The sequence below is a fragment of the Serratia sp. CY82433 genome (assembly GCF_052166535.1).
Lineage (GTDB): Bacteria > Pseudomonadota > Gammaproteobacteria > Enterobacterales > Enterobacteriaceae > Serratia > Serratia sarumanii.
In genome coordinates this window covers 662,845-686,407 of record NZ_JBJNOR010000001.1, presented here as the reverse complement: position 1 = coordinate 686,407, position 23,563 = coordinate 662,845, and the positions used below count along the sequence as shown (strand labels likewise).

Below are 23,563 nucleotides of genomic sequence, written 5' to 3'. Positions count from 1 at the left end.
GTCTTGCAGTCGTAAACATCCCCGCCGGCGGTATTCCTGGTGTTGGCGCCGCAGGCGGGGTCTTAGCGGGATCTCAATTCTTATTTAACAAACTGAGACAGGTTGTCTTTATCTACGCCGACGTAAGGAATACGCACGACTTTATTTTCGATTTTATATTGGGTGCCTTCGGTGGCCGGTTTGCCCGCCGCCAGGTTCTTCGCCAGCTCGAAGGTGGCTTTCGCCTGGTTGTCGGCGTCGTTCAGCACCGTGCCCGCCATCGCGCCGGATTTCACCAGCGCCAGCGCCTCAGGCAACGCATCGACGCCAAATACCGGGATAGTGGTCTTGTTATGCGCCTTCAGCGCTTCCACCGCGCCCATCGCCATGGCGTCGTTGTTGGCGATCACCACTTCAATCTTGTTGGCGTTCGGGCCGGAGAGCCAGGCGTCCATCTTGTCTTTCGCCTGCGCGGTATCCCACATCGCGGTATCCATCTGTAGCTGCTGGGTCTTGATGCCTTTCTCGTTCAGCGTTTTCACCACGTAGGTGGTGCGCGCTTCGGCATCCGGGTGGCCCGGCTCGCCTTTCAGCAGCACGAACTGGATCTGGCCGTCTTTGTTCAGATCCCAGGCCGGGTTGGCTTGCCAGTGTTTGGCGATCAGCTCGCCCTGGATCACGCCGGATTCTTTGGAGTCGGTGCCGACGTAATACGCCTTCTCATAGCTGTCCAACGCCTTGCGGGAAGGCTCTTTGTTGTAGAACACCACCGGGATATCGTTTGCGCGCGCCTTATCGATAACCACCGGCGCCGCGGCCGGGTCGACCAGGTTGATCGCCAGCGCTTTCACGCCCTTGGCCAGCAGCACGTCGATCTGATCGTTCTGCTTGGACTGGTCGTTCTGCGAGTCATTCATCAGCAGGGTGACGTCCGGTGAAGCCTTGGCGTCCTTCTCGATCGCCTTGCGCACCACCGACATGAAGTTGTCGTCGTATTTGTAAATCGTGACGCCAATACGGGTGTCAGCATGGGCTGCGGCGCCAAACATCATGGCTGCGGCCATGGCGGCCAGGGTGAAAACCTTCTTATTCATTGTCAGTCTCCGGTTCTGTGTAGGGTATTACTCGTCTTTGAGCCAATGGTCACCGGCAGTGCGCACACCCCAGGCCAGGCGATTTCCACTCAACACCTGCCGTCCGTGGATCTTGTTATTTCCGAGAAATGCTGTGTCAGCGCGAGATAAAGGTTGCAGCGGCAAGGGCCTTTGCGCCGGAAAACGCCTAGAGCATAGACGGCGTGATGTTAATATTCTGTGAATTTTCTCACAGATTGAAAACGGTTACACAAGATTAAATCGTCAGAGAGTGACCGTCGCCTCACTTTGCCAGGGGGCGACAGAATGGCGCCGCACCAGCGTCGGCATGAACAGATGAGCGGCCTGCGGCTCCGTCAGGCCTGCCGCGCCCTGCAACGCCAGCTCGGTGGCCAGCGTGGCCATCGAGACGATCGGGTAGCGCACCGTGGTAAGCTTGGGGCTGGTGTAACGTGCGATGGGGATGTCGTCGAAGCCGATCAGCGAGAAATGCTGCGGCACCGTGATACCGTTTTCTTTCAGCACCGCCATGGCGCCGGCGGCCATGGCGTCGTTGTAGGCGAACACCGCGCTCAGCTGTAAGTTACGCCCCAGCAGCTCCACCATCGCCGCCTCGCCGCCCTGCAGATCCGGCGAACCGTAGGCGCGCCAGTTGTCGGGCGTGGCCAGCCCGGCGGCGGCCATCGCCTGCGCATAGCCCTGCTGGCGCAGCGGCCCGTCTTCGATCGGGTGATTGGAGCCCAGATAGCCGATGCGCCGATGGCCCTGCGACAGCAAAAGACGCATCGCCATTTCCGCGCCGCAGACGTTATCCAGCCCGACGCAGCGCGGCTCATAGCCGGGAATAATCCGGTTGATCAGCACCATGCCCGGCACCTGCTCCAGAAAGCCGATCAGCTCGGCGTCGCTCAGGGCTTTGGCGTGAACAATCAGGGCGTTACAGCGCTGGCGAATCAGCACTTCGATCGCGTGGCGCTCTTTGTCCGCCTGATGATAGCTGTTGCCGATCAGCAGGTATTTGTGGTGTTTCTGCGCCACCGTGTCTACCGCTTTCACCAGCGCGCCGAAGAACGGATCGGAGACGTCCATCACCACCACGCCCAGGGTATCGCTGCTTTGGGTCGCCAGCGCCTGCGCGTTGGCGTTGGGGCGATAGCCCAGCTCCGCCACCGCCTGCAGCACCTGCTCGCGCGTCTCCTTGCTGGTCAGCGCGCTGTGGTTCAGCACGCGGGAGACGGTCGCCACGGAGACCCCGGCGCGTTTCGCCACGTCGCGGATGGTGATCGGATGAACTGGAGGCATGCGGGATCCTGAAATCGGGGTAGTGGCCGGTGGCGCTATCCTACCCCGATTGGCCCGCTGCTCTGCGTGAATTACGTCACAGGAAAGAAAACGTTTACATACATTTTTTTAACCTGCCGGCAGGCGCTCACTTCAGCGTTTTGGGTTCCGCTTCGCCGGCGGCCAGCTGCGTCAGCTTGCGCCACAGCCACTCCATCGGCCCCTGTTCGAAGTAACGCAGCCACAGTGCGGAAAACGCCAGGTTGGCCAGCCAGACCAGCGGCACGAACGCCAACAGCTGCAGCCGGTCGAACTGCTCATAGAGGCCAAAGCGATAAAACAGCGTGGTGCAGATCAGCGTTTGCAGCAGGTAGTTGCTCAACGCCATGCGCCCCACCAGGGTCAGCCAGTGGGCGATGCGCATGCGCGACAGCGCGGGCCAGAAACCGTAACACAGCGCCAGATAGCCCATCGCCTGCAGCGGGGCGCCCAGCTCGCGCGGCACCTGCAGCAGGAAACCGCTCCAGCGATAGTCCCAATGCACCTGCCATTGCAGCGCCACCGCCGGCAGCTGGATCAGCACCGAAAGCGGCAGCAGCCACGCCGCCTGCCGCAAATAATAACCGGAGGAATAACTGCCGCGCAGCCAGCCGCTGCGCATCAACCCGGCGCCGAACAGCATCAGCCCCGCCAGCTCCCAGCCATACTGCGCGCCGATGGCCAGCAGGCTGGACGAGAGCAGATCGGCGCGGCTGCGCCAGGCTTCGAAACCGCCCTGCAGCTTCCAGAACTTCTCGTACTGCAGCTCCGCCGCGCCCGGCTGCCAGAAGCTGCCCGGCTCACCGTGCGAGATAAAACCGAGCAACAGCAGCACCGCCACGCCGATCAAATACAGCACCACGCCGGTTTTCAGCAGCTGGAAGGTTTCCCTGGCCTCGCGGATCATGCGCCAGCACACCAGGCCAATCAGCCCGTAGGCCAGCAGAATGTCGCCGTCCCACAGGAAGATGGCATGCGCAAGACCGAACAACAGCAGCCACGACAGCCGCGCGCGGATCCAGCTTTTGCCGCGCCGCAGCAGCATTTGCAGCCCGGCGCCGAACAGCAGCGCGAACATCGCCAGGAACTTGGCCTGGGCGAACAGATCGAGCAGCGCCCAGGTCCAGGCGTCGCGCGATGACGGCATGCCCAAATAGGCCGGGTTGAGGTAGGCGGCCTTCGGCAAGCCGAAGGCGCTGATGTTCAGCAATAAAATGCCGAGGATGGCGATGCCGCGCACGCAGTCCAGCGTAGCGATGCGTGGCAGAGGGTGACTGTTCATTTTTTATCGCTGTCTTCCGCTCATGAAAAAGGCGCCCGCAGGCGCCTGTTGTCGTCGTGCGGGTCGCCCCGCTACGCCATCACCCCTGGTGATGACGCACCGCGCGCAGGAACTCCTGGCGGGTATTCTGGCTGGACTTGAACAGCCCCCCCAACGAGGTGGTGGTGGTGGCGCTGGTCGCGTCGCGGATGCCGCGCGCCTTGACACAATAATGGACCGCATCGATCGATACCGCCACGTTATTGGTGCCGAGCAGGGTCTGCAGCGCCACCAGGATCTGCTGGGTCAGGCGCTCTTGCACCTGCGGACGCTGGGAGAAGAACTGCACGATGCGGTTGATCTTCGACAGGCCGATCACCGAGTCTTTCGGGATATAGGCCACGGTGGCCTTGCCGTCGATGGTCACGAAGTGGTGTTCGCAGGTGCTGGTCAGCGTGATATCGCGCACCGTCACCATCTCATCCACCTTCATCTTGTTCTCGATAACGGTGATTTTCGGGAAGTTGGCGTAGTCCAGCCCGGAGAAGATCTCGTCGACATACATTTTGGCGATGCGATGCGGCGTCTCCGCCAGGCTGTCATCGGACAGATCGAGGTTCAGCAGCTGCATGATTTCGGTCATGTGCTCTTTGATACGGCGCTTGCGCGTTTCGCGATCCAGCACTTCCCCGCGCAGCGGCGTCTCCAGACCACGCTCTTCCAGCGCCGCATGCACCAGCGCGGCTTCTTTACTTAATGATGTCATGTATTTGTTCTCCTGCGGACGGAACCCGCCGGCGGCCTGGTAGGGCGTGCGGCCGGCGAATTGCTTGCTCTCGTGACGGCAGAGTTTTCGTGGTGGATAACGTGAACCCGGTCAAGATTTTGCCCCCACTGTAGATGAGAGCGCGGCGATTATCCAGTGATAGTGCTTCATCCGCAGGTGAAATATTCGCATTTAGCACAATCAGGCCGGCTGCGGGATTCCACGCTTTTTGTATGGATTTCAATCACCGCATCGCCGTTTTTTGCGCCAACCGCCGCGCCGGGGTATTCACCACCAGCGCACCGGCCACCAACAGCGCCGCCACCGCTACGTACAGCGCCGGCTCCAGTCGATGGGTCAAGGCGGTCGACAGCGCCGACAGCATCGGCCCGACCAGTTGGCCGATCGCATAACCGGTGGTCAGCAACCCGGCCATGTAGCGCGCATGGCGCGGCGCCAGTTCACGGCCGTGCTGAAGGGCGAGCTGCACCACGCAGAGGAAGCCGCCGCCGGTCAGCAACGCCCCCAACGCCAGGCCGGCCACGCCCGGCACAACTTCGGCGCTCAGCACGCCCAGCGCCTGTATCCACAGCGTGATCGCCAACCGGGTCTGGGTAGTGAGCCGATGGCGGGTCAAAATGCCGATAACGATCCCCAGCACCGCCGCGCCGCCGAACACCGGCCAGACGAACTGCGCGAACAGGCTGCCGGGAAAACGCGCCGCCGCCATCTGCGACAAGAACGTCGCCGGCAGGATGTAGCCGAACCCGGCCAGGCTGTAGCTCCACACCAGGCGTTTGAGCGCCGGCGTCAGCAGTAGCGGTTCCGGGGCCACGTCCGGGCGATGCAGCTCGCCGCTGCGCGGCAGAAAGGCGCTAATCGCCCCCACCAACGCCAGCGCCGGCACGCCATACACCAGCCAGGCCTGCGCCGCCGTCAGCCCCAGCGTGTTGATGCCCACCGCCAGCATGCCGCTGAGGAAGATACCGGCGCCCGGCCCGGCGAACACCGCCGCGCTCAGCGCCGGCCGGCCGTAGTGCGCCAACCGCTCATTGGTCCAGGCCGCCACCAGCACCATCGCCCAGCCGCTGGCCCAGCCGATGACGAAGCGCAGCGCGCCGTGCGTCCATTCATCCTGCGCCAGCGCCGACAGCAGCGTCAGCGCCACCGCGCCCCACACGCCAAGCCACAGGCGCCGCTCGACGTGGCGCGTGGCGCGCATCGCGTCGTAGGCGCCGCACAGATAGCCCAAATAGTTGATCGCCGCCACCAGCCCGGCACCGGTCAGGGTGAACTGATGTTCCGCGATCATCAGCGGCACCTGGGGGGTGAAAGCGAAGCGGCCAATGCCCATCGCAACGATCAGCGCGGCAAAACCGCTCAAGGCAATACGTAAAGCCATATCGGCATCCAAAAGGTTAAAAGAAAGTTGCCAGTATCATGCCGCAGTATTAAACTCACAAAAACTGAATAATACTAATCAAGTTCATCACGAAACGAGAATATTATGGATCTGACCCAGCTTCGCATGTTCTGCTGCGTAGCGGAAACCGGCTCGGTCGCCCGCGCCGCCGAGCAGCTGCACCGCGTGCCGTCGAATCTGACCACCCGACTGCGACAGCTCGAGCAGGAGCTGGGCGCCGATCTGTTTATCCGCGAAAAACAGCGCCTGCGCCTGTCGCCGATGGGCCATAACTTTCTGTGCTACGCCAACCGCATCCTGGCGCTGAGCGACGAGGCGATGAGCATCACCCACGCCGGCGAACCGGCGGGCAACTTCGCCCTCGGCTCGATGGAGAGCACCGCCGCTACCCGCCTGCCCTCGCTGCTGGCGGCTTACCACCAGCGCTTCTCGCAGGTTTCGCTGTCGCTGACCACCGGCACCTCCGGCGAAATCGCCGATCGGGTGCGCGCCGGCACGCTGGCCGCGGCGCTGGTCGACGGCCCGGTACCCTATGACGAGCTGAACGGCTGCATCGCCTATCCTGAACATATGGTGGTGATCTCCTGCCTCGATCACGCGCCGATCCACAGCGCCAAAGACGCCAATGGCGAGACGCTGTTCGCCTTTCGCGCCAGCTGCTCCTACCGCCTGCGGCTGGAGGCCTGGTTCAAGCGCGAAGGCGCGCGGCCGGGGCAAATTATGGAGATCCAGTCCTATCACGCCATGCTGGCCTGCGTCGCCAGCGGCGCCGGGCTGGCGATGATCCCGCATTCGGTGCTGAGCCTGCTGCCGGGCCATGAGCGGGTGCGGGTTCACCCCCTGCCGCCGGACGTGGCCGACACCGCCACCTGGCTGCTGTGGCGCCGCGACGCGTTCGGGCCGAACGTGCGCGCGCTGAAAGAGTTGATTATTGAACAGACGGAAACCGCCGCTGTTGATGAAAGCACCCCCAACGATTTATCAGACGTTGTCGATATCGCCTGATTTAAAAGAAAACCACTGAGGAGACTATGATGGAGATGATCAAAACCCGCGCCGCCGTTGCCTGGGGCCCGAACCAGCCGCTGAAGATCGAAGAAGTCGAGCTGATGCCACCGCAAAAAGGCGAAGTGCTGGTGCGGATCGTCGCCACCGGCGTTTGTCACACCGACGCCTACACCCTGTCCGGCAAAGATCCGGAAGGCGTGTTCCCGGCGATCCTCGGCCACGAGGGCGGCGGCGTGGTGGAAGCGGTCGGTGAAGGCGTCACCAGCGTGGCGGTCGGCGATCACGTGATCCCGCTCTACACCCCGGAGTGCGGCGAGTGCAAATTCTGTAAATCCGGCAAGACCAACCTGTGCCAGGCGATCCGCGCCACCCAGGGCAAAGGGCTGATGCCGGACGGCACCACCCGCTTCTTCAAAGATGGCAAGCCGATCTTCCACTACATGGGCACGTCCACCTTCTCCGAGTACACCGTGGTGCCGGAAATCTCACTGGCGAAAATCAACAAGGAAGCGCCGCTGGAAGAAGTGTGCCTGCTGGGCTGCGGCGTGACCACCGGCATGGGCGCGGTGATGAACACCGCCAAAGTGCAACCGGGCGACACCGTGGCAATCTTCGGCCTGGGCGGCATCGGCCTGTCGGCGATCATCGGCGCGCAGATGGCCGGCGCGGGCCGCATCATCGGCATCGACATCAACACCAGCAAGTTCGATCTGGCCCGCAAGCTGGGCGCCACCGATCTGATCAACCCGAAAGACTATGACAAGCCGATTCAGGAAGTGATCGTCGAGCTGACCGACGGCGGTGTCGATTTCTCCTTCGAGTGCATCGGCAACGTGAACGTGATGCGTTCCGCGCTGGAGTGCTGCCACAAGGGCTGGGGCGAATCGGTGATCATCGGCGTCGCAGGCGCCGGCGAAGAGATCTCGACCCGTCCGTTCCAACTGGTCACCGGCCGCGTCTGGCGTGGTTCGGCGTTCGGCGGCGTCAAGGGCCGTTCGCAGCTGCCGGGCATAGTCGAACGCTATCTGGACGGTGAATTCGCGCTGAACGACTTTATCACCCATACCATGGGGCTGGAGCAGATCAACGAAGCGTTCGATTTGATGCACGAAGGCAAATCGATCCGTTCCGTCATCCACTTCGACCAATAAGCCAGGAGGCAGAGATGACGTTGTCATTGGAACTTCTCGAAGAGCACCGCATGTTCGGCGGCTGGCAGCAGCGCTATCGCCACGCGGCGCAGAGCCTGAATTGCAACATGACATTCAGCATCTACCTGCCGCCGCCGCGCGATGACAACCCGCCGCCGGTGCTGTACTGGCTGTCGGGGCTGACCTGCAACGACGAGAACTTCACGTTGAAAGCCGGCGCGCAGCGCATCGCCGCCGAGCTGGGCCTGGTGCTGGTGATGCCGGACACCAGCCCGCGTGGCGACGAAGTGCCGAACGACGAAGGCTACGATCTGGGCCAGGGCGCCGGGTTTTACCTGAACGCCACCCAGGCGCCGTGGGATCGCCACTTCCGTATGTACGACTACATCAGCGCCGAACTGCCGGCGCTGATCGAACAGCACTTCAGCGTCAGCGATCGTCAGTCGATCTTCGGCCACTCGATGGGCGGCCACGGCGCGCTGATGATGGCGTTTCGCAATCCGCAGCGCTTCCGCTCGGTATCGGCGTTCGCGCCGATCGTTAACCCGTGCCAGGTGCCGTGGGGCCGCAAGGCGTTCACCGCCTATCTGGGCAGCGACGAAAGCCAGTGGCTGCAGTACGACAGTTGCCATCTGCTGGCCAGCGGCGCGGAAAAAATGCCGGTCCTTATCGACCAGGGCGACGACGACCAGTTCCTGGCCGATCAACTGCAGCCGGCGCGGTTGGCGGAGCTGGCGCGCCAGCGCGACTGGCCGCTGACTCTGCGCATTCAGCCGGGGTACGATCACAGCTACTTCACCATCGCCACCTTCGTGGAAGATCACCTGCGCTTCCACGCCGAGCACCTGTTCCGCTGATAAAAAAATCCGGGCGGTTATTAAAGCGCCCGGATTTCTTCAAATACCGTCAAGAAGAAAGTCGATGGCGGCTTTTATCCTGGTCCGATACTGGGAAACATCACAAAACTCGGCCCCCAAAGCCCGAACCGGGATGCTGGCCATTTCATATGTCATCACGGCGTACTCGTTGTCATCAATCAATCTGATCAACGGGATCAAGCGTTCCGGTCGCGTACTCCCAGGGTATTTTTCAACGGGCAACAAAGGGATCACAACTCGACGATTTAATTGCCCAATGATATCGCTCGTCACATCAAGCAGCAGGGGATAAACCGCGCTGTTCCCCCTATTCGCATACACCGTAAATTGCATCGCTAAAACGTCCTGTATTCGTCGCTAAAGCAACCATGCTCATCATTAAATCGGTTAAGCGCTTCAAGCGCCTCTCGGTTTTCTTCCTGCCATTTTATCCTCTCATGCTGACGTAACTCAGCATCTAAAGCAGCAGTTAGCGTCGCGCTGAGATTAATCCCCGCCTCACGCGCACGGCTCAACAAACTGCGTTCCACCGTCATGGTCACACTTTGCGTCGTTCGTTGTTTTACTGGCATCGGCACCTCTCTCACTCATTTTCGTGCAAACAACACGGTTTATTGAACGATAGTAGCATTGAGACGTCATTTGAGCCCGTTCAAATATGCGCCATACGTTAAAGCATCATCCCTTCAGCTTAGGATCGAGCGCGTCGCGCAGTCCGTCGCCCAACAGGTTGAACGCCAGCACGGTAATGAATATCGCCAGACTGGGGAAGATCGCCACGTGCGGCGCGATCACCATATCGGCGCGCGCTTCGTTGAGCATCGCCCCCCACTCCGGCGTCGGCGGCTGGGCACCCAGGCCCAGAAACGACAGGCTGGCGGCGGTGATGATCGAGGTGCCGATGCGCAGGGTGAAATAGACCACAATCGAAGACAGGGTGCCCGGCAGAATGTGCCGCAGGATGATGGTCCAGTCCGAGGCGCCGATGCTGCGCGCCGATTCGATATAGGTCAGGTGCTTCAGCACCAGCGTATTGCCGCGCACCAGGCGGGCGAAGGCCGGAATGCTGAAGATCGCCACCGCGACGATCACGTTGGCCATGCCGCTGCCCATGATCGCCACCACGCCGATCGCCAGCAGAATACCGGGAAACGCGAACAGCACATCGCAGACGCGCATGGTGAGGCGATCCCACCAGCCCTCATAGTAGCCGGCCAGCAGCCCCAGCAGGGTGCCGATCGCCCCGCCCGCCAGCACCGAGAACACCCCGGCCGCCAGCGAAATGCGCGTGCCCATCAGGATGCGGCTGAAGATATCGCGCCCGAGAGAATCCACGCCCAGCCAGTGCATCAGCGAAGGCCCCTCGTTCAGCCGATCGTAATCGAAATAGTTTTCCGCATCGAACGGTGCCAGATAAGGCGCCAGCAGCGCCGCCGCAATCAGCAGCAGCACCAACAGACCGGCGACCAGCGCCGCCCGCTGGCGGCGAAAACGCCGCCAAAACTCGCTCCACGGCGTGCGTACCGCGTTGGGGTCGATAAGCGGCATCGCCTTCAGTGCGGCGTTGCGCCGCCAATGCTTAATCATGCCGCGCCCTCATTGATAACGAATCGCCGGGTTGATCGCCGCGTACAGCATATCCACCAGCAGGTTGATCAGGATGAACTCCAGCGAGAACAGCAGCACCTCGGCCTGGATCACCGGGTAATCGCGCATCTCCACCGAGTCCACCAGCAACCGCCCCAACCCCGGCCAGTTGAACACCTTCTCCACCACGATCGAACCGCCGAGCAGGAAGCCGAACTGCAACCCCATCATGGTCACCACCGGGATCATCGCGTTGCGCAGGCCGTGTTTCATCACCACCACGCTTTCCCGCACGCCCTTGGCGCGCGCGGTGCGCATGTAGTCCTCCTGCAGCACCTCGACGAACGAAGCGCGGGTGAAGCGCGCCATCACCGCCGCCACCGCCGCCCCCAGGGTGATCGAAGGCAGAATGTAGTGCCGCCAGCTGTCGGCGCCCACCGTCGGCAGCCACCCCAGCTCGACCGAGAACACCTGCATCAGCAGCATGCCGAGCGCAAAGGCCGGGAACGAGATCCCCGACACCGCCAGCGTCATGCCGAGGCGATCCGGCCAGCGGTTGCGCCACACCGCCGACACCACGCCGATCGCCAGGCCGAACGCCACCGCCCACAGCATGCTGGTGACGGTCAGCCAGAAGGTCGGCATAAAGCGCGAGGCGATCTCTTCGCTCACCGGGCGCTTGGACACCATCGAGATGCCGAAGTCGCCCCGCAGCGCGTTGACGAAGAAGTGCGCGAACTGCTGCGGCAGCGGCTTATCCAGCCCCAAATCCTTGCGCACCAGCTGCACCACCGCCTCGTCGGCCTCCGGCCCCGCCGCCAGCCGCGCCGGATCGCCCGGCAGCAGGTGAACGAACAGAAACACCAGCACCGCCACGATCAGCAGCGTCGGGATCAGGCCCAGCAGTCGTTTCAGAAAATAATTGAGCATCTCATTCCTTCCCCCGCCCGCCGCCGCTTGGCCACGGGCGGGGATGGGCGCCTTATTTCAGATCGGCGTTATCAAAGTTGAACGAGGTATCCGGCATCACGTAGAAGCCGCTCAGCTGTTTGCTGTTGGCCGACAACAGACGTTCGGTCGCCAGGAAGATCCAGGGCGCGTCGGCCCAGATGCGATCCTGCGCGTCCTGATACAGTTTCTGCTTCTCGGCGCGATCGGTGGTCGCCAACGCGTCGGTCAGATCCTTGTCCACCTGCGGGTTGCTGTAGAACGCGGTGTTGAACTGCTTCGGCGGCGCCGCCTGGGTAGAGAACAGCGGCGACAGTGCCCAGTCCGCTTCCCCGGTCGAGGCCGACCAGCCGGTGTAGAACAGCCGCACGCCAGTGTCCTTCACCCCGACGCTCTCCACCTGCGCCGCACGCTGCCCGGCATCCATCGCCGTCACCGTCACTTTCACCCCCACCTGCGCCAGCTGCTGCTGGGTGAACTGCAGCACCTTCTGCGCGGTACTGTGGTTGTGGGAAGACCACAGGGTGGTGGTGAAGCCGTTCGGGTAGCCGGCCTCTTTCAGCAGCTCGCGCGCCTTGGCCGGATCGTACGGCCACGGCTTATAGCGGGCAGCGAAGTCAATGGCCGGCGGCACCGGCCCTTCCGCCGGCACCGCGTACCCGGCGAACGCCACTTTGATCAGCGCGTCCTTGTTGATGGCATAGTTTAGCGCCTGGCGCACCTTCGGGTTGTCGAACGGCTTCTGGGTGACGTTCATGCTGATGTAACGCTGCAGGATCGACGGGGCAGCCACCACGTCCAGCTTGGCGTTGCCCTCCAGCACCTTGGCCTGCTCGTAAGGGATCGGGAAGGCGAAGGTCGCCTCGCCGGTCTGCAGCATCGCCGCGCGGGTGTTGTTATCCACCACCGGGCGCCAGGTGATGCTGTCGAGCTTCGGCAGCCCCGGCTGCCAGTAGCCGTCGAACTTCTTCACCTTAACGAAATCGGTCTGGTTCCAGGTGACGAACTGATACGGCCCGGTGCCGACCGGGTGGAAACCGATCTCCTTGCTGTATTGCTTCAGCGCCGCCGGCGAGATGATCGCCGCCGCCGGGTGCGCCAGGTTGTTGACGAACGCCGAGAACGGCGCTTTCAGCACGATCTTCACCGTATCGGCGTCCACCGCTTCGGTTTTGTCGATCATCTTGAACAGGTTGTAGCGCTTGAGGTGGCTGTCCGGATTGCTGGCGCGATCGAGGTTTACCTTCACCGCCTCGGCGTTGAACGCGGTGCCGTCGTGGAATTTAATCCCCTGGCGCAGTTTGACGGTGTAGGTCAGGCCGTCTTTGCTGACCTCATAGCTGTCCGCCAGCACGTTCACCAGCTTCATGTCCTTGTCGAAGCCGAACAGCCCCTGATAGAAAGACTTGGCCACCGCCTGCGACAGCGTATCGTTGGCGTCGTAAGGATCGAGGGTGGTGAAGTTGGAGGCCACGGCGATCACCGCGTCCTTCGCCGCCCAGACCGGGCCGGCTCCCGCCGCCAGCAGTACGGCGGCCAACAGCGCATTGCGTTTGAATGTGTGCTTCATGTCGCTTGTCTCTCCTGAGGTCTTTAAAAAGCACCGGCGATCGGGTGGCGGGCGACAAAGTGCCCGGCGCCAACCTGCACCAGCGGTGCGGTAACGGGTTCATCGCCCAGCGCGCGCACCGGGCTCGGGATCTCATCGGCCGGCAGCGGCTGCCGTTTGTGGGCGTGGGCGGGATCGGCCACCGGCACCGCCGCCATCAGCTTGCGGGTGTAGGGGTGCTGCGGGTTGTCGAACACCGCCTGCCGTGGGCCGATCTCAACGATCTGCCCGAGGTACATCACCGCCACCCGGTGGCTGATGCGCTCCACCACCGCCATGTCGTGTGAAATGAACAGAAAAGCGATGCCGAACTCGCGCTGCAGGTCGAGCAGCAGATTGACGATCTGCGCCTGAATCGACACGTCCAGCGCCGACACCGCCTCGTCGGCGATCACCACTTTCGGGTTCAGCGCCAGCGCGCGCGCGATGCAGATGCGCTGGCGCTGGCCGCCGGAAAATTCGTGCGGGTAGCGGCGCGCATGCTCCGGCAGCAGGCCGACGCGTTCCAGCAGCCAGGCCACCCGTTGCTCCGCCTCGCGGCCGCGCATCACATTGTGCACCAGCAGCGGCTCCATGATGGAAAAACCGACCGTCAGACGCGGATCAAGCGAAGCGTATGGATCCTGAAAGATGAACTGAATATCGCGCCGCAGGTGCTGCAGGGCCGGCCCCTTCAACTGATCTATCCGCCGCCCGGCGAAGGTGATGGTGCCGCTCTGGCTGTCCACCAGCTTCAGCAAAGAGCGCCCGGTGGTGGACTTGCCGCAGCCGGACTCGCCCACCAGCCCCAGCGTCTCGCCGGGGTAAAGATCGAAACTGACGTTTTCCACCGCGTGCACCCGGCGAGTGACCCGATTGAACAACCCGCCGCGCAGATCAAAACGCGTGACCAGATGCTCCACCTGCAGGATAGGCGCGGCGTCTGTCGGCACGGTATCCTGCGGCGCCGTATCCCCCTCGCCGCCCGGCAACGGAAACTTCGCCGGCAGCGGCCGATCGGCCATCGCCCCCAGCTTCGGCACCGCCGCCAACAGCGCCCGGGTATAGGCCTGCTGCGGCGCGGCAAACAGCTCGCGCACCCGATTCTGTTCCACCTGCTCGCCGCGGCGCATCACCAGCACCCGGTCGGCTATCTCCGCCACCACGCCCATGTCATGAGTGATGAAGATCACCCCCATCTGCATCTCCCGTTGCAGCACGCGGATCAGCTGCAGGATCTGCGCCTGAATGGTGACGTCGAGGGCGGTGGTGGGTTCATCGGCGATCAGCAGCGCCGGCTTGCAGGAGAGCGCCATGGCGATCATCACCCGCTGGCGCATGCCGCCGGAAAGCTGGTGCGGGTAACGCCCCAGCACCTCTTTGGCCTCCGGAATGCGTACCAGATCGAGCATGCGCAGCGCCTCCTGGCGCGCGCTGCGGCGATCCATGCCCTGATGCAGGCGCAGCGATTCGGCGATCTGCTCGCCGACCGGAAATACCGGGTTGAGCGAGGTCATCGGCTCCTGGAAGATCATCGCCATGTCGGCGCCGCGCACCGTGCGCAGCGTGCTCTGCGAGGCCTGCGCCAGATCGAGCAGCGCGCCGTCGCGCCGGCGCAGCGTCATGACGCCGCCGACGATGCGCCCGCCGCCCTGCTCCACCAGCCGCATCAGCCCCAGCGAAGTGACCGATTTGCCGGAGCCGGACTCACCGACGATCGCCAGCGTCTCGCCGCGATCGAGATCGAACGACAGGTTGCGCACCGCTTCCACGGCGCCGTCCGGTTGAGGAAAGCTGATGCTCAGATCGCGCACCGTCAGCACCCGCTGCGGCGGCAATGACGGCCCGCCGCTGGCGGCGGGTCGAAGTAAAACGTCGGTCATGCACCCTCCCGGTGAACGCTTAGCGGTAAATCCCGACGGACGGCGCATCGCCGACATAGCCAAAACCGCGATACATCCCCTCGCAGTTGAACGGCAACGCGATATTGCCGTGGCGATCGACGGCGATCATGCCGCCGCTGCCACCGAGGGCCGGCAGCTTCTCCATCACCACCCGATCGCTGGCCGCCTGCAGGCTCAGATCGCCGTATTCGATCAGGGCGGAGACGTCATAGGCCGCCACGCCGCGCATGAAGATTTCGCCGGTGCCGGTGCTGGAAACCGCCACGGTGGCGTTGTTGGCATAGCAGCCGGCGCCGATAATCGGCGTGTCGCCTACCCGCCCGGCCTGCTTGTTGGTCATGCCGCCGGTCGAAGTGGCGGCGGCGAGGTTGCCCAGCGCATCCAGCGCCACCGCGCCGACGGTGCCGAATTTGCGATCGGGATCGAGCGGATCGCCGGCCTGCGCCGCGCCGTCGTGATCGAGCAATACCCGGCCCTGCTCCGCCTGGGCGCGGTGCAGCTGATCGAAACGTTCCTGGGTAAAGAAGAAATCGGGAGCGACCATTTCCAGGCCGTGGGCTGCGGCAAACTTCTCGGCGCCTTCGGCGGCAAACAGCACGTGTTCGCTATTTTCCAGCACCGCGCGCGCCGCCAGCACCGGGTTGCGGATGCGGCTGACGCCGGCGACGGCGCCGGCATCGCAGGTGCGGCCGTCCATCACGCAGGCATCAAGCTCGTGGGTGCCCTGATGGGTAAACACCGAGCCTTTGCCGGCGTTGAACAGCGGGCACTCTTCGAGCAGCCGCACCGCTTCGGTCACCGCGTCCAGCGCGCTGCCGCCCTGGGCCAGTATCGCCTGCCCGGCGGCCACGATCTCGGACAGCGCCTGGATATACTGCCGTTCTTTTTCCGCACTCAGCGCCGCCCGGGTAATTGCGCCCGCGCCGCCATGAATGGCAATCACTGGTTTGCTCATTTGCCTGACACCCTGTGTTAATCCCGCCGTTGCGCAGCGAATAAGCTGAGCGCGGTATCATTATTATTCAGTCTTTTTCGACTCTATTTAGTCCTACAGTGGAAGTACAGCATAACGTCCACGTCCCGCTTTTAGCGTAGTCCGCTTAGACCGTTTCGCACCTTGAAATAGCTTATTGGAATAAAAACAGCAGGTTATAAAAAGCCGTAAACCGCCGATCGTACGGCCGAGATTATTGGTAATTCCGCGTGCGGAAATAGCGGCATGGCGTAAGGAAATAAACGTTCGCGCTGAATAACGCTTATTGCGGCGCCCGGCCTGCTGTTTTTTCCCCGGCCGGGCGCAGATGATCCGAGATTAAAAACCCGATCCGGGCTGCTGTAAAAAAGCCTCTTCTTCCGGCGTGCTGGTGCGCCCCAATATCGCATTGCGATGCGGGTAGCGGCCGAAACGATCGATGATCGCCTTATGCCGAAGCTCGAACTTCAGCTGGTCGCCGTTATTGAGCTCGGTGTACAGCACCAGCGCCTGCTGGTGGATCAGCGGCGATTCCGAATGCATGAACGGCAGATAAAGGAAACCGCGCTGCTCGCGGCTCAGCCGTTCGCACTCGCCGCTGCGGATCGCCTCCTGCGCCAGGATCAGCGCCATGCCGTCGCAGGCGAACGACTGCGGCGTGCCGCGGAACAGGTTGCGGCTGAACTGATCGAGCACGATCACCTCCGCCAGGCGCCCCTCGATGGTGTCGCGCCAGTGCGCCAATTCCCCCGCCGCCGCCGCGCGCCAGATTTCGCCGAAACGACTGTGCAGCAGACGATCGAAATCGTCGTCCTTTTTGAACCACATGATCGGTTCGATCTCGTCGAACCAGAAGTCGATAACCTGTTTATGCATCATGATTCTCCTCTGTTTTACGCAGTTTATACCCGATCGCCCCATCACCGCAGTGCGAAAGATGGCGGGCATAACCCGTTCTCCCCCCCGGCGTTCTCTGCCATAATACCCGCACTTTGTCGCTATTTTAGCGCCCCCCTGATTACGGAGTTCCCTTTATGGATCATTGCCATACTTCCGATCTCATTTCCCTGGAGCAAGCGCTGGAAAAAATGCTCGGGCAGATCGCCCCACTGCAGCAGACCGAATCCGTCGCCCTGACCGCCGCCGCCGGCCGCATCACCGCCGCGCCAGTGGTCTCACCGCTCGACGTGCCGCCGTTCGCCAACTCGGCGATGGACGGCTATGCGCTGCGCCTCGCCGATCTGGCGGCCAATGCGCCGCTGCCGGTCGCCGGTAAGGCCTTCGCCGGTGCGCCGTTCGACGGCCAATGGCCGACCAACAGCTGCGTGCGCATCATGACCGGCGCGCCGATCCCGGCCGGGGCGGACGCGGTAGTGATGCAGGAGCAGGCCGAGGTGAGCGACCAGGGCGTGCGTTTTTCCGCGCCGGTTGAAGCCGGCCAGAATATCCGTCTGGCGGGTGAAGACATTCGCCGCGGCGCGAGCGTGTTGCCGGCCGGCGTGAAGCTGGGCGCCGCACAGCTGCCGCTGCTGGCTTCGCTTGGCGTCGCCGAGGTGCAGGTGATGCGTAAGCTGAAGGTGGCGGTGTTCTCCACCGGCGACGAACTGCAGCCGGTCGGCCAGCCGCTGCAGGCGGGCCAAATCTACGACACCAACCGCTTCGCGGTGCGCCTGATGCTGGAGCAGATGGGCTGCGAGGTGCTCGATCTCGGCATTATCCGCGACGATCGCGATGCGCTGCGCGCCGCTTTCGAACGGGCGGACAGCCAGGCCGACGTGGTCATCAGCAGCGGCGGCGTCTCGGTCGGCGAGGCCGACTACACCAAACAAATGCTCGACGAACTGGGCCAGGTCAGCTTCTGGAAGCTGGCGATCAAACCCGGCAAACCCTTCGCCTTCGGCAAGCTGGGCCACGCCTGGTTCTGCGGCCTGCCGGGCAACCCGGTTTCCGCCGCCCTGACCTTCTACCAACTGGTGCAACCGCTGCTGGCGAAGCTGGCCGGCCACAGCGACTGGCGCCTGCCGCCGCGCCTGCGCGCACGGGCGCTGACCCCGCTGAAGAAATCGCCGGGCCGCCTCGATTTCCAGCGCGGCGTGTTCAGCAGCAACGCCGCGGGCGAACTGGAGGTCAGCACCACCGGCCACCAGGGCTCGCACGTCTTCAGCTCTTACAGCCAGGGCAACTGCTTCATCGTGCTGGAGCGCGAACGCGGTTCGGTGGCGGTAGGCGAAACGGTGGAGATCGAGCCGTTCAACGCCCTGCTGAGGAGCTGAGCATGCTGCCGGAATTGACCGACGCCGAAGCGCTGCGCTACAACCGCCAGATCGTGCTGCGCGGCTTTGACTTCGACGGCCAGGAGAAGCTGAAGGCCGCCCGCGTGCTGATCGCCGGGCTGGGCGGGCTGGGCTGCGCCGCCGCGCCATATCTGGCAGCGGCCGGCGTCGGCCATCTGGTGCTGGTGGATTTCGACACCGTCTCGCTCTCCAACCTGCAGCGCCAGATCCTGCACCGCGACGATCGCATCGGCCAGAGCAAGGTCGCTTCCGCCAAGCGGGAACTGAACGCCATCAACCCGCATATCCGCATCGACGCGATCGACTGCCGTTTGGAAGATGACGCGGTCGCGGCAGAGATCGCCGCCTGCGATCTGGTGCTGGACTGCACCGACAACGTGGCGGCGCGCGATGCCCTGAACCGCCTGTGCCACGCGCAGCAGAGGCCGCTGGTTTCCGGCGCGGCGATCCGCATGGAAGGCCAGCTCAGCGTGTTCACCTATCAGCCGGGCGAGCCCTGCTACCGCTGCCTGAGCCGGCTGTTCGGCGACAGCGCCCTCACCTGCGTCGAAGCGGGCGTGATGGCGCCGCTGGTCGGCACTATCGGCACCCTGCAGGCGATGGAGGCCATCAAGCTGCTGGCCGACTATGGTCAGCCGCTGCGCGGCAAGCTGTTGATGTTCGATGCGATGAGCATGCAGTTCCGCGAGATGAAACTGCCGAAGGATCCGCACTGCGAGGTGTGCGGCGGGGAATGACGAATAAAAAAGGGCGGGATAATTCCCGCCCTGATGCGTTGCCGCGAGGGTTAGACGATGCCCTGGCTGCGCAGATAGTCTTCGTAGTTGCCGGTAAAGTCGATCACCTTGTTCGGAGTGATTTCCAGAATGCGCGTCGCCAGCGAGCTGACGAACTCACGGTCGTGGGAGACGAAGATCAGCGTGCCTTCGTACATCTCCAGCGCCATGTTCAGCGATTCAATGGATTCCATATCCAGGTGGTTGGTCGGTTCGTCCATCACCAGAATATTCGGGCGCTGCATCATCAGCTTGCCGAACAACATGCGGCCCTTCTCACCGCCGGACAGCACCTTCACTTTCTTCTTGATGTCGTCCTGGCTGAACAGTAAACGGCCCAGCACGCTGCGCACCGCCTGCTCGTCGTCTTTTTCCTGCTTCCACTGGCTCATCCAGTCGAACACGGTCAGGGTATCGTCAAACTCGTATTCGTGATCCTGCGCGTAGTAACCGATACGGGCGTTTTCCGACCACTTCACGGTGCCGGTGTCCGGCTGCGCGTCGCCCACCAGCGTTTTCAACAGGGTGGTTTTACCGATGCCGTTGGCGCCCAGCACCGCAACCTTCTCACCCACTTCCACCATCAGGTTCAGCTTGCTGAACAGCGGGCCGTTGTCGAAGCCCTTGGTGAGCGCTTCCACTTCCAGCGCGTTACGGAACAGCTTCTTGTCCTGATCGAAACGGATGAACGGGTTCTGGCGGCTGGAGGCCTTCACTTCTTCCAGCTGGATCTTGTCGATCTGGCGGGCACGCGAGGTGGCCTGCTTGGATTTGGAGGCGTTGGCGCTGAAACGGCTGACGAACGATTGCAGCTCGTTGATCTGCGCCTTCTTCTTGGCGTTGTCGGCCAGCAGACGTTCACGCGCCTGGGTGGCGGCGGTCATGTATTCGTCGTAGTTGCCCGGATAAACGCGCAGTTCGCCGTAATCCAGATCCGCCATGTGGGTGCAGACCATGTTCAGGAAGTGACGGTCGTGCGAGATGATGATCATGGTGCTGTTGCGTTCGTTCAGCACCTGCTCCAGCCAGCGAATGGTATCGATGTCCAGGTTGTTGGTCGGTTCGTCGAGCAGCAGGATTTCCGGATCGGAGAACAGCGCCTGCGCCAGCAACACGCGCAGCTTCCAGCCCGGCGCGATTTCGCTCATCGGGCCATAGTGCTGTTCCACCGGAATGCCGACGCCAAGCAGCAGTTCGCCGGCGCGCGCTTCGGCGGTGTAACCGTCCATCTCGCCGTAGGCGACTTCCAGATCGGCCACTTTATAGCCGTCTTCTTCACTCATCTCCGCCATGGCGTAGATGCGGTCGCGCTCTTCCTTCACCGCCCACAGCTCGGTGTGGCCCATGATCACGGTGTCCAGCACGCTGTACTGTTCGAAGGCGAACTGATCCTGACGCAGTTTACCCAGGCGCTCGTTCGGATCGAGGAACACGTTGCCGCCAGTCGGCGCCAAATCGCCGCCGAGGATTTTCATAAAGGTGGACTTGCCGCAGCCGTTGGCGCCGATCAGGCCATAACGGTTGCCGCCGCCGAATTTAACAGAGATGTTTTCAAACAACGGCTTGCTGCCGAACTGCATGGTGATGTTGTTGGTGCTTAACACAGCGCTCGCTCTTTATACATAGGGAATGTGATTTGGCGCGCATTATGCCACAACGGGGTTAAGAGATCGCGGGAAGTTTTGGTGACATTTTGAGCGGTGACGACGGATGAGTCATAGTTGGGTTGAATAACACCGATAAAATTCACGGCGAGATTTCACGCAGCAAGCCGTACAATATTTGAAACCAATTCGCCAAATATATTAATTAAACTTAAAAATGACATTTATTCTCCTCAGAACTGCCCCAGGCACGAATAAATCGTATCTGTTCATCTTATGAAAATCATTAATACAGCCAACACGTCTCTATTTAATTCTAGTTTTTTCCGACTATCGCCACACATTCTGCTATACGCGACATTTTGTGACCGCCTTCTTAATTACCAAGGTTTTTTAGAGGATTAATGCGTTACAGCTCACTAAACCGACATGGCACATTCGTTCAGATAACAGGAAAAACCAAATAAAAACAATTAAATACAGGGAGATGTGAAAATCAAACCACCGTTATCGCGCTAACTACTCTCATATTGCATATGATTGTACATACAAGTATATGTAAACATGACGTTGCCGTTTTGTTGGCGTTTCGGGGCTCGGTTATCGCCGCCCCGGATAACGCCACCCCGGCCAGAAAATAATAACAACACACCGTCCACCTATCGCGAGAGACAACGATGAACACTGCTGAAAACGCATTGCCCAAAAGCCAAACGGCGCAGAAGGGCGCGGTAAATTACAAAGTCATTGTCGGCGCCAGCCTGGGCAACGGCCTGGAGATTTTCGACTTCACCGTCTACAGCTTCTTTGCCGCCATTATCGGCAAACTCTATTTTCCCAGCGACAGCGCCTACGGCTCCTTGTTGATGTCGGTGGCGGTGTTCGGCGTCGGCTTTATCATGCGCCCGCTGGGCAGCATGGTGCTGGGCGCCTATGCCGACCGGGTCGGCCGCAAGGCCGCCATGCTGATGACCATCGTGCTGATGGGCGTCGGCACCGCGCTGATCGCCTTCGCGCCCACCCATGCGCAAATCGGCGTTCTGGCGCCGGTGCTGATCGTGGTTGGCCGCCTGATTCAGGGGTTTGCCGCCGGCGGTGAAGTGGGCTCAGCGACTACGCTGCTGCTGGAGTCGGCCGGCGCCAATCAGCGCGGCTTTTTCGTCAGCTGGCAGGCGATAAGCCAGGGCATCAGCGCCCTGCTTGGCGCCTCTTTAGGCCTGGCGCTCACCTATTTTCTGCCGGAGCAGGCACTGTATGCCTGGGGCTGGCGCGTGCCGTTCATCATCGGTTTGTTGATCATTCCCGTCGGCATCTATATTCGCAAACATCTGGAAGAGACCTACAGTGGAGAGGCGCCGGCTCACGCGCGGCCGCCGCTGAATCCGGTATGGGATCTGGTGAGCAATCATGCCAAAGATCTGTTGCTGGGCGTATTGATCATCATGTCCGGCACCGTGATGGTCTACGTGGTGCTGCTGTATATGCCGACCTACATGATGCAGACCTATCACATCGCCGGCCCGACCGCCTACCTGTTCAGCTGTATCGCCTCTGTGGTACAGATCATCGCCGTCTATTGCGCAGGCCGTTACGTCGATCGGGTGCAGAACTACAAAAGGCCGCTGCTGTTCTCAATCTTTGCAGCACTGATCCTGATTTACCCGACCTTCTGGTTCCTCAGCGCCACGCAAACCCTGTGGCTGGCGATCGTTTTCCGCATCCTGCTGATCGGCGCGCTGGGCATCAACATGCTGGCCAGCACTATGCTGATCGTCTCGGCGCTGCCGCGCCACGTGCGCGCCACCGGCACCTCGATGATCTACGCCTTTGGCGTGACGCTGTTCGGCGGATCGGCGCAGTTGGTCGTCACCTGGCTGCTGGACGTCAGCGGCAATCCGATGGCGCCGGCGTGGTACGTCACCGGCATGTTGACCGTCAGCCTGATCGCCACTCTGCTGTTCCGCGAACGTCATAAAGAATAGCGCCTGCTGCCGGGCCGTGCGGCTATCGGCTGCCCGGCGCCGGCGTAATGCCCTGTTCCTGCAAGAGGGCGATAAACGCCTGCGCGGCGGCGCTGCGGTAAGCGCCTTTGCGCTGCAGCCATACCGCCTGCCGCACCGGCATGGCGTTGGCCAAAGCCACTTTTTTCAACTGCCGGTTCTCGCGCACAATGGCGGCCGGCAGCAGCGTGGCGAGCTGCCCGCGCCGCACGATCTCGACGATGGCGCCCAGCGCATTGGCCTCCACCGCCACCTGCGGCCGGAAACCCAGCTGCGTGCAGTAGCGATCGATAAACTGGCGCGTGGCGAAGTCGCCGCTCAGCAAGGCCAGCGGCAGATGTTGCCACTCCGCCAGCGTCAGCGGCCGGCGATGAGACGCCAAGGGATGATCGGCGCCGACCATCAGCTCCAGCGACTCATTGAACAACGGCGCAGCTTCCACCTCCGCCGACTGCGCCATCTCGAAGGCAATGCCCAGATCCAGCCTATCCTGCGCCAGCAGCGCCTCCATTCGCTCTTGCGCCATCTCTTCAATGCTCAGCGTAATCCCCGGATAGCGGCGGTAGAAGGCATCGACCGCCGGCCCCACCAGATAGGCGGTGAACGTGGGGGTCATCGCCAGCCGCAAATGGCCGCGCGCCAGCGTCGCCACGTCATGGATCGCCCGCGCGCCGGCATCCAGATCCTGCAGCGCCAAGCGCGCATAGCGCATCCACGCCTCACCGGCGTCGGTCAGGCGCACGGCTCTGCCGCTGCGATCGAACAGCGGCGCTCCCAATGTGTCTTCCAGCTGCTTGATCTGTTGCGACAGCGTCGGTTGCGACACGTGCAGCGCTTCGGCGGCGCGGGTGAAATTGCCCTGTTCGGCAACGGCCAGAAAATAACGGATGTGTCGCAGCAGCATAACGCCCCAGCTATTAGTAAAACCTATAGCTGGCATTATAAATGGGTCTTAGACCCTATAGCCAGAAGCGTTCATCATGCCGCCATCGCATAACGACACCCAATG

General features: G+C 62.2%; 21 protein-coding genes. 6 read left to right on the top strand and 15 right to left on the bottom strand.

What is annotated here, in order from left to right:
* Positions 1–80: 80 nt before the first annotated feature.
* The 5 genes from mglB to ACJ8PI_RS03430 all read right to left on the bottom strand — a co-directional run bounded on the left by mglB (position 81) and on the right by ACJ8PI_RS03430 (position 5,822).
* Entirely contained in the window at positions 81–1,073 is a 993-nt protein-coding gene (gene mglB, locus ACJ8PI_RS03450) for a galactose/glucose ABC transporter substrate-binding protein MglB (RefSeq protein WP_033637723.1), read from the bottom strand.
* Positions 1,074–1,337: 264 nt separating this feature from the next.
* Entirely contained in the window at positions 1,338–2,375 is a 1,038-nt protein-coding gene (galS, locus tag ACJ8PI_RS03445) for an HTH-type transcriptional regulator GalS (protein WP_033646782.1), read from the bottom strand.
* Between the two features lie 127 nt (positions 2,376–2,502).
* Positions 2,503–3,675 (bottom strand): DUF418 domain-containing protein YeiB, encoded by a 1,173-nt coding sequence (gene yeiB / locus ACJ8PI_RS03440; RefSeq protein ID WP_060445636.1) that lies wholly within the window; start codon positions 3,673–3,675, stop codon positions 2,503–2,505.
* Positions 3,676–3,754: 79 nt separating this feature from the next.
* Positions 3,755–4,420 carry a GTP cyclohydrolase I FolE gene (gene folE, locus ACJ8PI_RS03435; RefSeq protein ID WP_004938969.1) on the bottom strand — a complete coding sequence of 222 codons (666 nt, stop codon included), beginning with the start codon at positions 4,418–4,420 and terminating at the stop codon, positions 3,755–3,757.
* Positions 4,421–4,664: 244 nt separating this feature from the next.
* On the bottom strand, positions 4,665–5,822 hold the full coding sequence (locus ACJ8PI_RS03430) for a YbfB/YjiJ family MFS transporter (RefSeq protein ID WP_033654978.1): 1,158 nt from the start codon (positions 5,820–5,822) through the stop codon (positions 4,665–4,667).
* Between the two features lie 105 nt (positions 5,823–5,927).
* Here ACJ8PI_RS03430 and ptrR point away from each other — a divergent pair, with 105 nt between their 5' ends.
* From ptrR to fghA, 3 genes are read left to right on the top strand one after another with little or no spacing between them, the layout of a single operon-like run.
* Positions 5,928–6,848, top strand: coding sequence for a putrescine utilization regulator PtrR (gene ptrR, locus ACJ8PI_RS03425; protein ID WP_033654969.1), 921 nt, complete (start codon positions 5,928–5,930; stop codon positions 6,846–6,848).
* A 29-nt stretch (positions 6,849–6,877) separates the two neighbouring features.
* Positions 6,878–8,002, top strand: a complete 1,125-nt coding sequence (locus tag ACJ8PI_RS03420; RefSeq protein WP_038880962.1) for an S-(hydroxymethyl)glutathione dehydrogenase/class III alcohol dehydrogenase — start codon at positions 6,878–6,880, stop codon at positions 8,000–8,002.
* A 14-nt stretch (positions 8,003–8,016) separates the two neighbouring features.
* Positions 8,017–8,859 carry an S-formylglutathione hydrolase gene (fghA, locus tag ACJ8PI_RS03415; protein ID WP_015377214.1) on the top strand — a complete coding sequence of 281 codons (843 nt, stop codon included), beginning with the start codon at positions 8,017–8,019 and terminating at the stop codon, positions 8,857–8,859.
* Between the two features lie 39 nt (positions 8,860–8,898).
* On the opposite strand, the gene ACJ8PI_RS03410 is transcribed toward fghA, so the two are convergent.
* From ACJ8PI_RS03410 to ACJ8PI_RS03375, 8 genes are all read right to left on the bottom strand, one after another.
* Positions 8,899–9,213 (bottom strand): CcdB family protein, encoded by a 315-nt coding sequence (locus ACJ8PI_RS03410; protein WP_019454426.1) that lies wholly within the window; start codon positions 9,211–9,213, stop codon positions 8,899–8,901.
* A 2-nt stretch (positions 9,214–9,215) separates the two neighbouring features.
* Positions 9,216–9,452, bottom strand: coding sequence for a type II toxin-antitoxin system CcdA family antitoxin (locus ACJ8PI_RS03405; RefSeq protein WP_039566839.1), 237 nt, complete (start codon positions 9,450–9,452; stop codon positions 9,216–9,218).
* Positions 9,453–9,558: 106 nt separating this feature from the next.
* Complete coding sequence (gsiD, locus tag ACJ8PI_RS03400) at positions 9,559–10,467, bottom strand: glutathione ABC transporter permease GsiD (protein WP_049233469.1); 909 nt, start codon at positions 10,465–10,467, stop codon at positions 9,559–9,561.
* A 9-nt stretch (positions 10,468–10,476) separates the two neighbouring features.
* Positions 10,477–11,397 carry a glutathione ABC transporter permease GsiC gene (gsiC, locus tag ACJ8PI_RS03395; RefSeq protein ID WP_038880960.1) on the bottom strand — a complete coding sequence of 307 codons (921 nt, stop codon included), beginning with the start codon at positions 11,395–11,397 and terminating at the stop codon, positions 10,477–10,479.
* A 52-nt stretch (positions 11,398–11,449) separates the two neighbouring features.
* Positions 11,450–12,985, bottom strand: a complete 1,536-nt coding sequence (gene gsiB, locus ACJ8PI_RS03390) for a glutathione ABC transporter substrate-binding protein GsiB (protein ID WP_164134069.1) — start codon at positions 12,983–12,985, stop codon at positions 11,450–11,452.
* A 23-nt stretch (positions 12,986–13,008) separates the two neighbouring features.
* Positions 13,009–14,886, bottom strand: coding sequence for a dipeptide ABC transporter ATP-binding protein (locus tag ACJ8PI_RS03385; RefSeq protein WP_164134068.1), 1,878 nt, complete (start codon positions 14,884–14,886; stop codon positions 13,009–13,011).
* 19 nt (positions 14,887–14,905) lie between these two features.
* Positions 14,906–15,862 carry an isoaspartyl peptidase/L-asparaginase family protein gene (locus ACJ8PI_RS03380; protein ID WP_049233474.1) on the bottom strand — a complete coding sequence of 319 codons (957 nt, stop codon included), beginning with the start codon at positions 15,860–15,862 and terminating at the stop codon, positions 14,906–14,908.
* A gap of 357 nt (positions 15,863–16,219) precedes the next feature.
* Positions 16,220–16,756, bottom strand: a complete 537-nt coding sequence (locus ACJ8PI_RS03375; RefSeq protein WP_164134166.1) for a DUF924 family protein — start codon at positions 16,754–16,756, stop codon at positions 16,220–16,222.
* Positions 16,757–16,914: 158 nt separating this feature from the next.
* On the opposite strand from ACJ8PI_RS03375, the gene moeA reads away from it, so the two are divergent.
* Positions 16,915–18,153 carry a molybdopterin molybdotransferase MoeA gene (gene moeA / locus ACJ8PI_RS03370; RefSeq protein ID WP_039566846.1) on the top strand — a complete coding sequence of 413 codons (1,239 nt, stop codon included), beginning with the start codon at positions 16,915–16,917 and terminating at the stop codon, positions 18,151–18,153.
* Between the two features lie 2 nt (positions 18,154–18,155).
* Positions 18,156–18,911, top strand: coding sequence for a molybdopterin-synthase adenylyltransferase MoeB (gene moeB, locus ACJ8PI_RS03365; RefSeq protein WP_039566848.1), 756 nt, complete (start codon positions 18,156–18,158; stop codon positions 18,909–18,911).
* Between the two features lie 50 nt (positions 18,912–18,961).
* On the opposite strand, the gene ACJ8PI_RS03360 is transcribed toward moeB, so the two are convergent.
* On the bottom strand, positions 18,962–20,554 hold the full coding sequence (locus tag ACJ8PI_RS03360; RefSeq protein WP_049233478.1) for an ABC-F family ATPase: 1,593 nt from the start codon (positions 20,552–20,554) through the stop codon (positions 18,962–18,964).
* A 677-nt stretch (positions 20,555–21,231) separates the two neighbouring features.
* On the opposite strand from ACJ8PI_RS03360, the gene ACJ8PI_RS03355 reads away from it, so the two are divergent.
* Positions 21,232–22,536: an MFS transporter gene (locus ACJ8PI_RS03355; protein ID WP_047568534.1), complete on the top strand. Its 1,305-nt coding sequence runs from the start codon at positions 21,232–21,234 to the stop codon at positions 22,534–22,536.
* Positions 22,537–22,558: 22 nt separating this feature from the next.
* Here the strand turns inward: ACJ8PI_RS03355 and cynR are convergent, their stop codons facing one another.
* Complete coding sequence (cynR, locus tag ACJ8PI_RS03350; protein ID WP_060387466.1) at positions 22,559–23,458, bottom strand: transcriptional regulator CynR; 900 nt, start codon at positions 23,456–23,458, stop codon at positions 22,559–22,561.
* Positions 23,459–23,563: the final 105 nt, after the last annotated feature.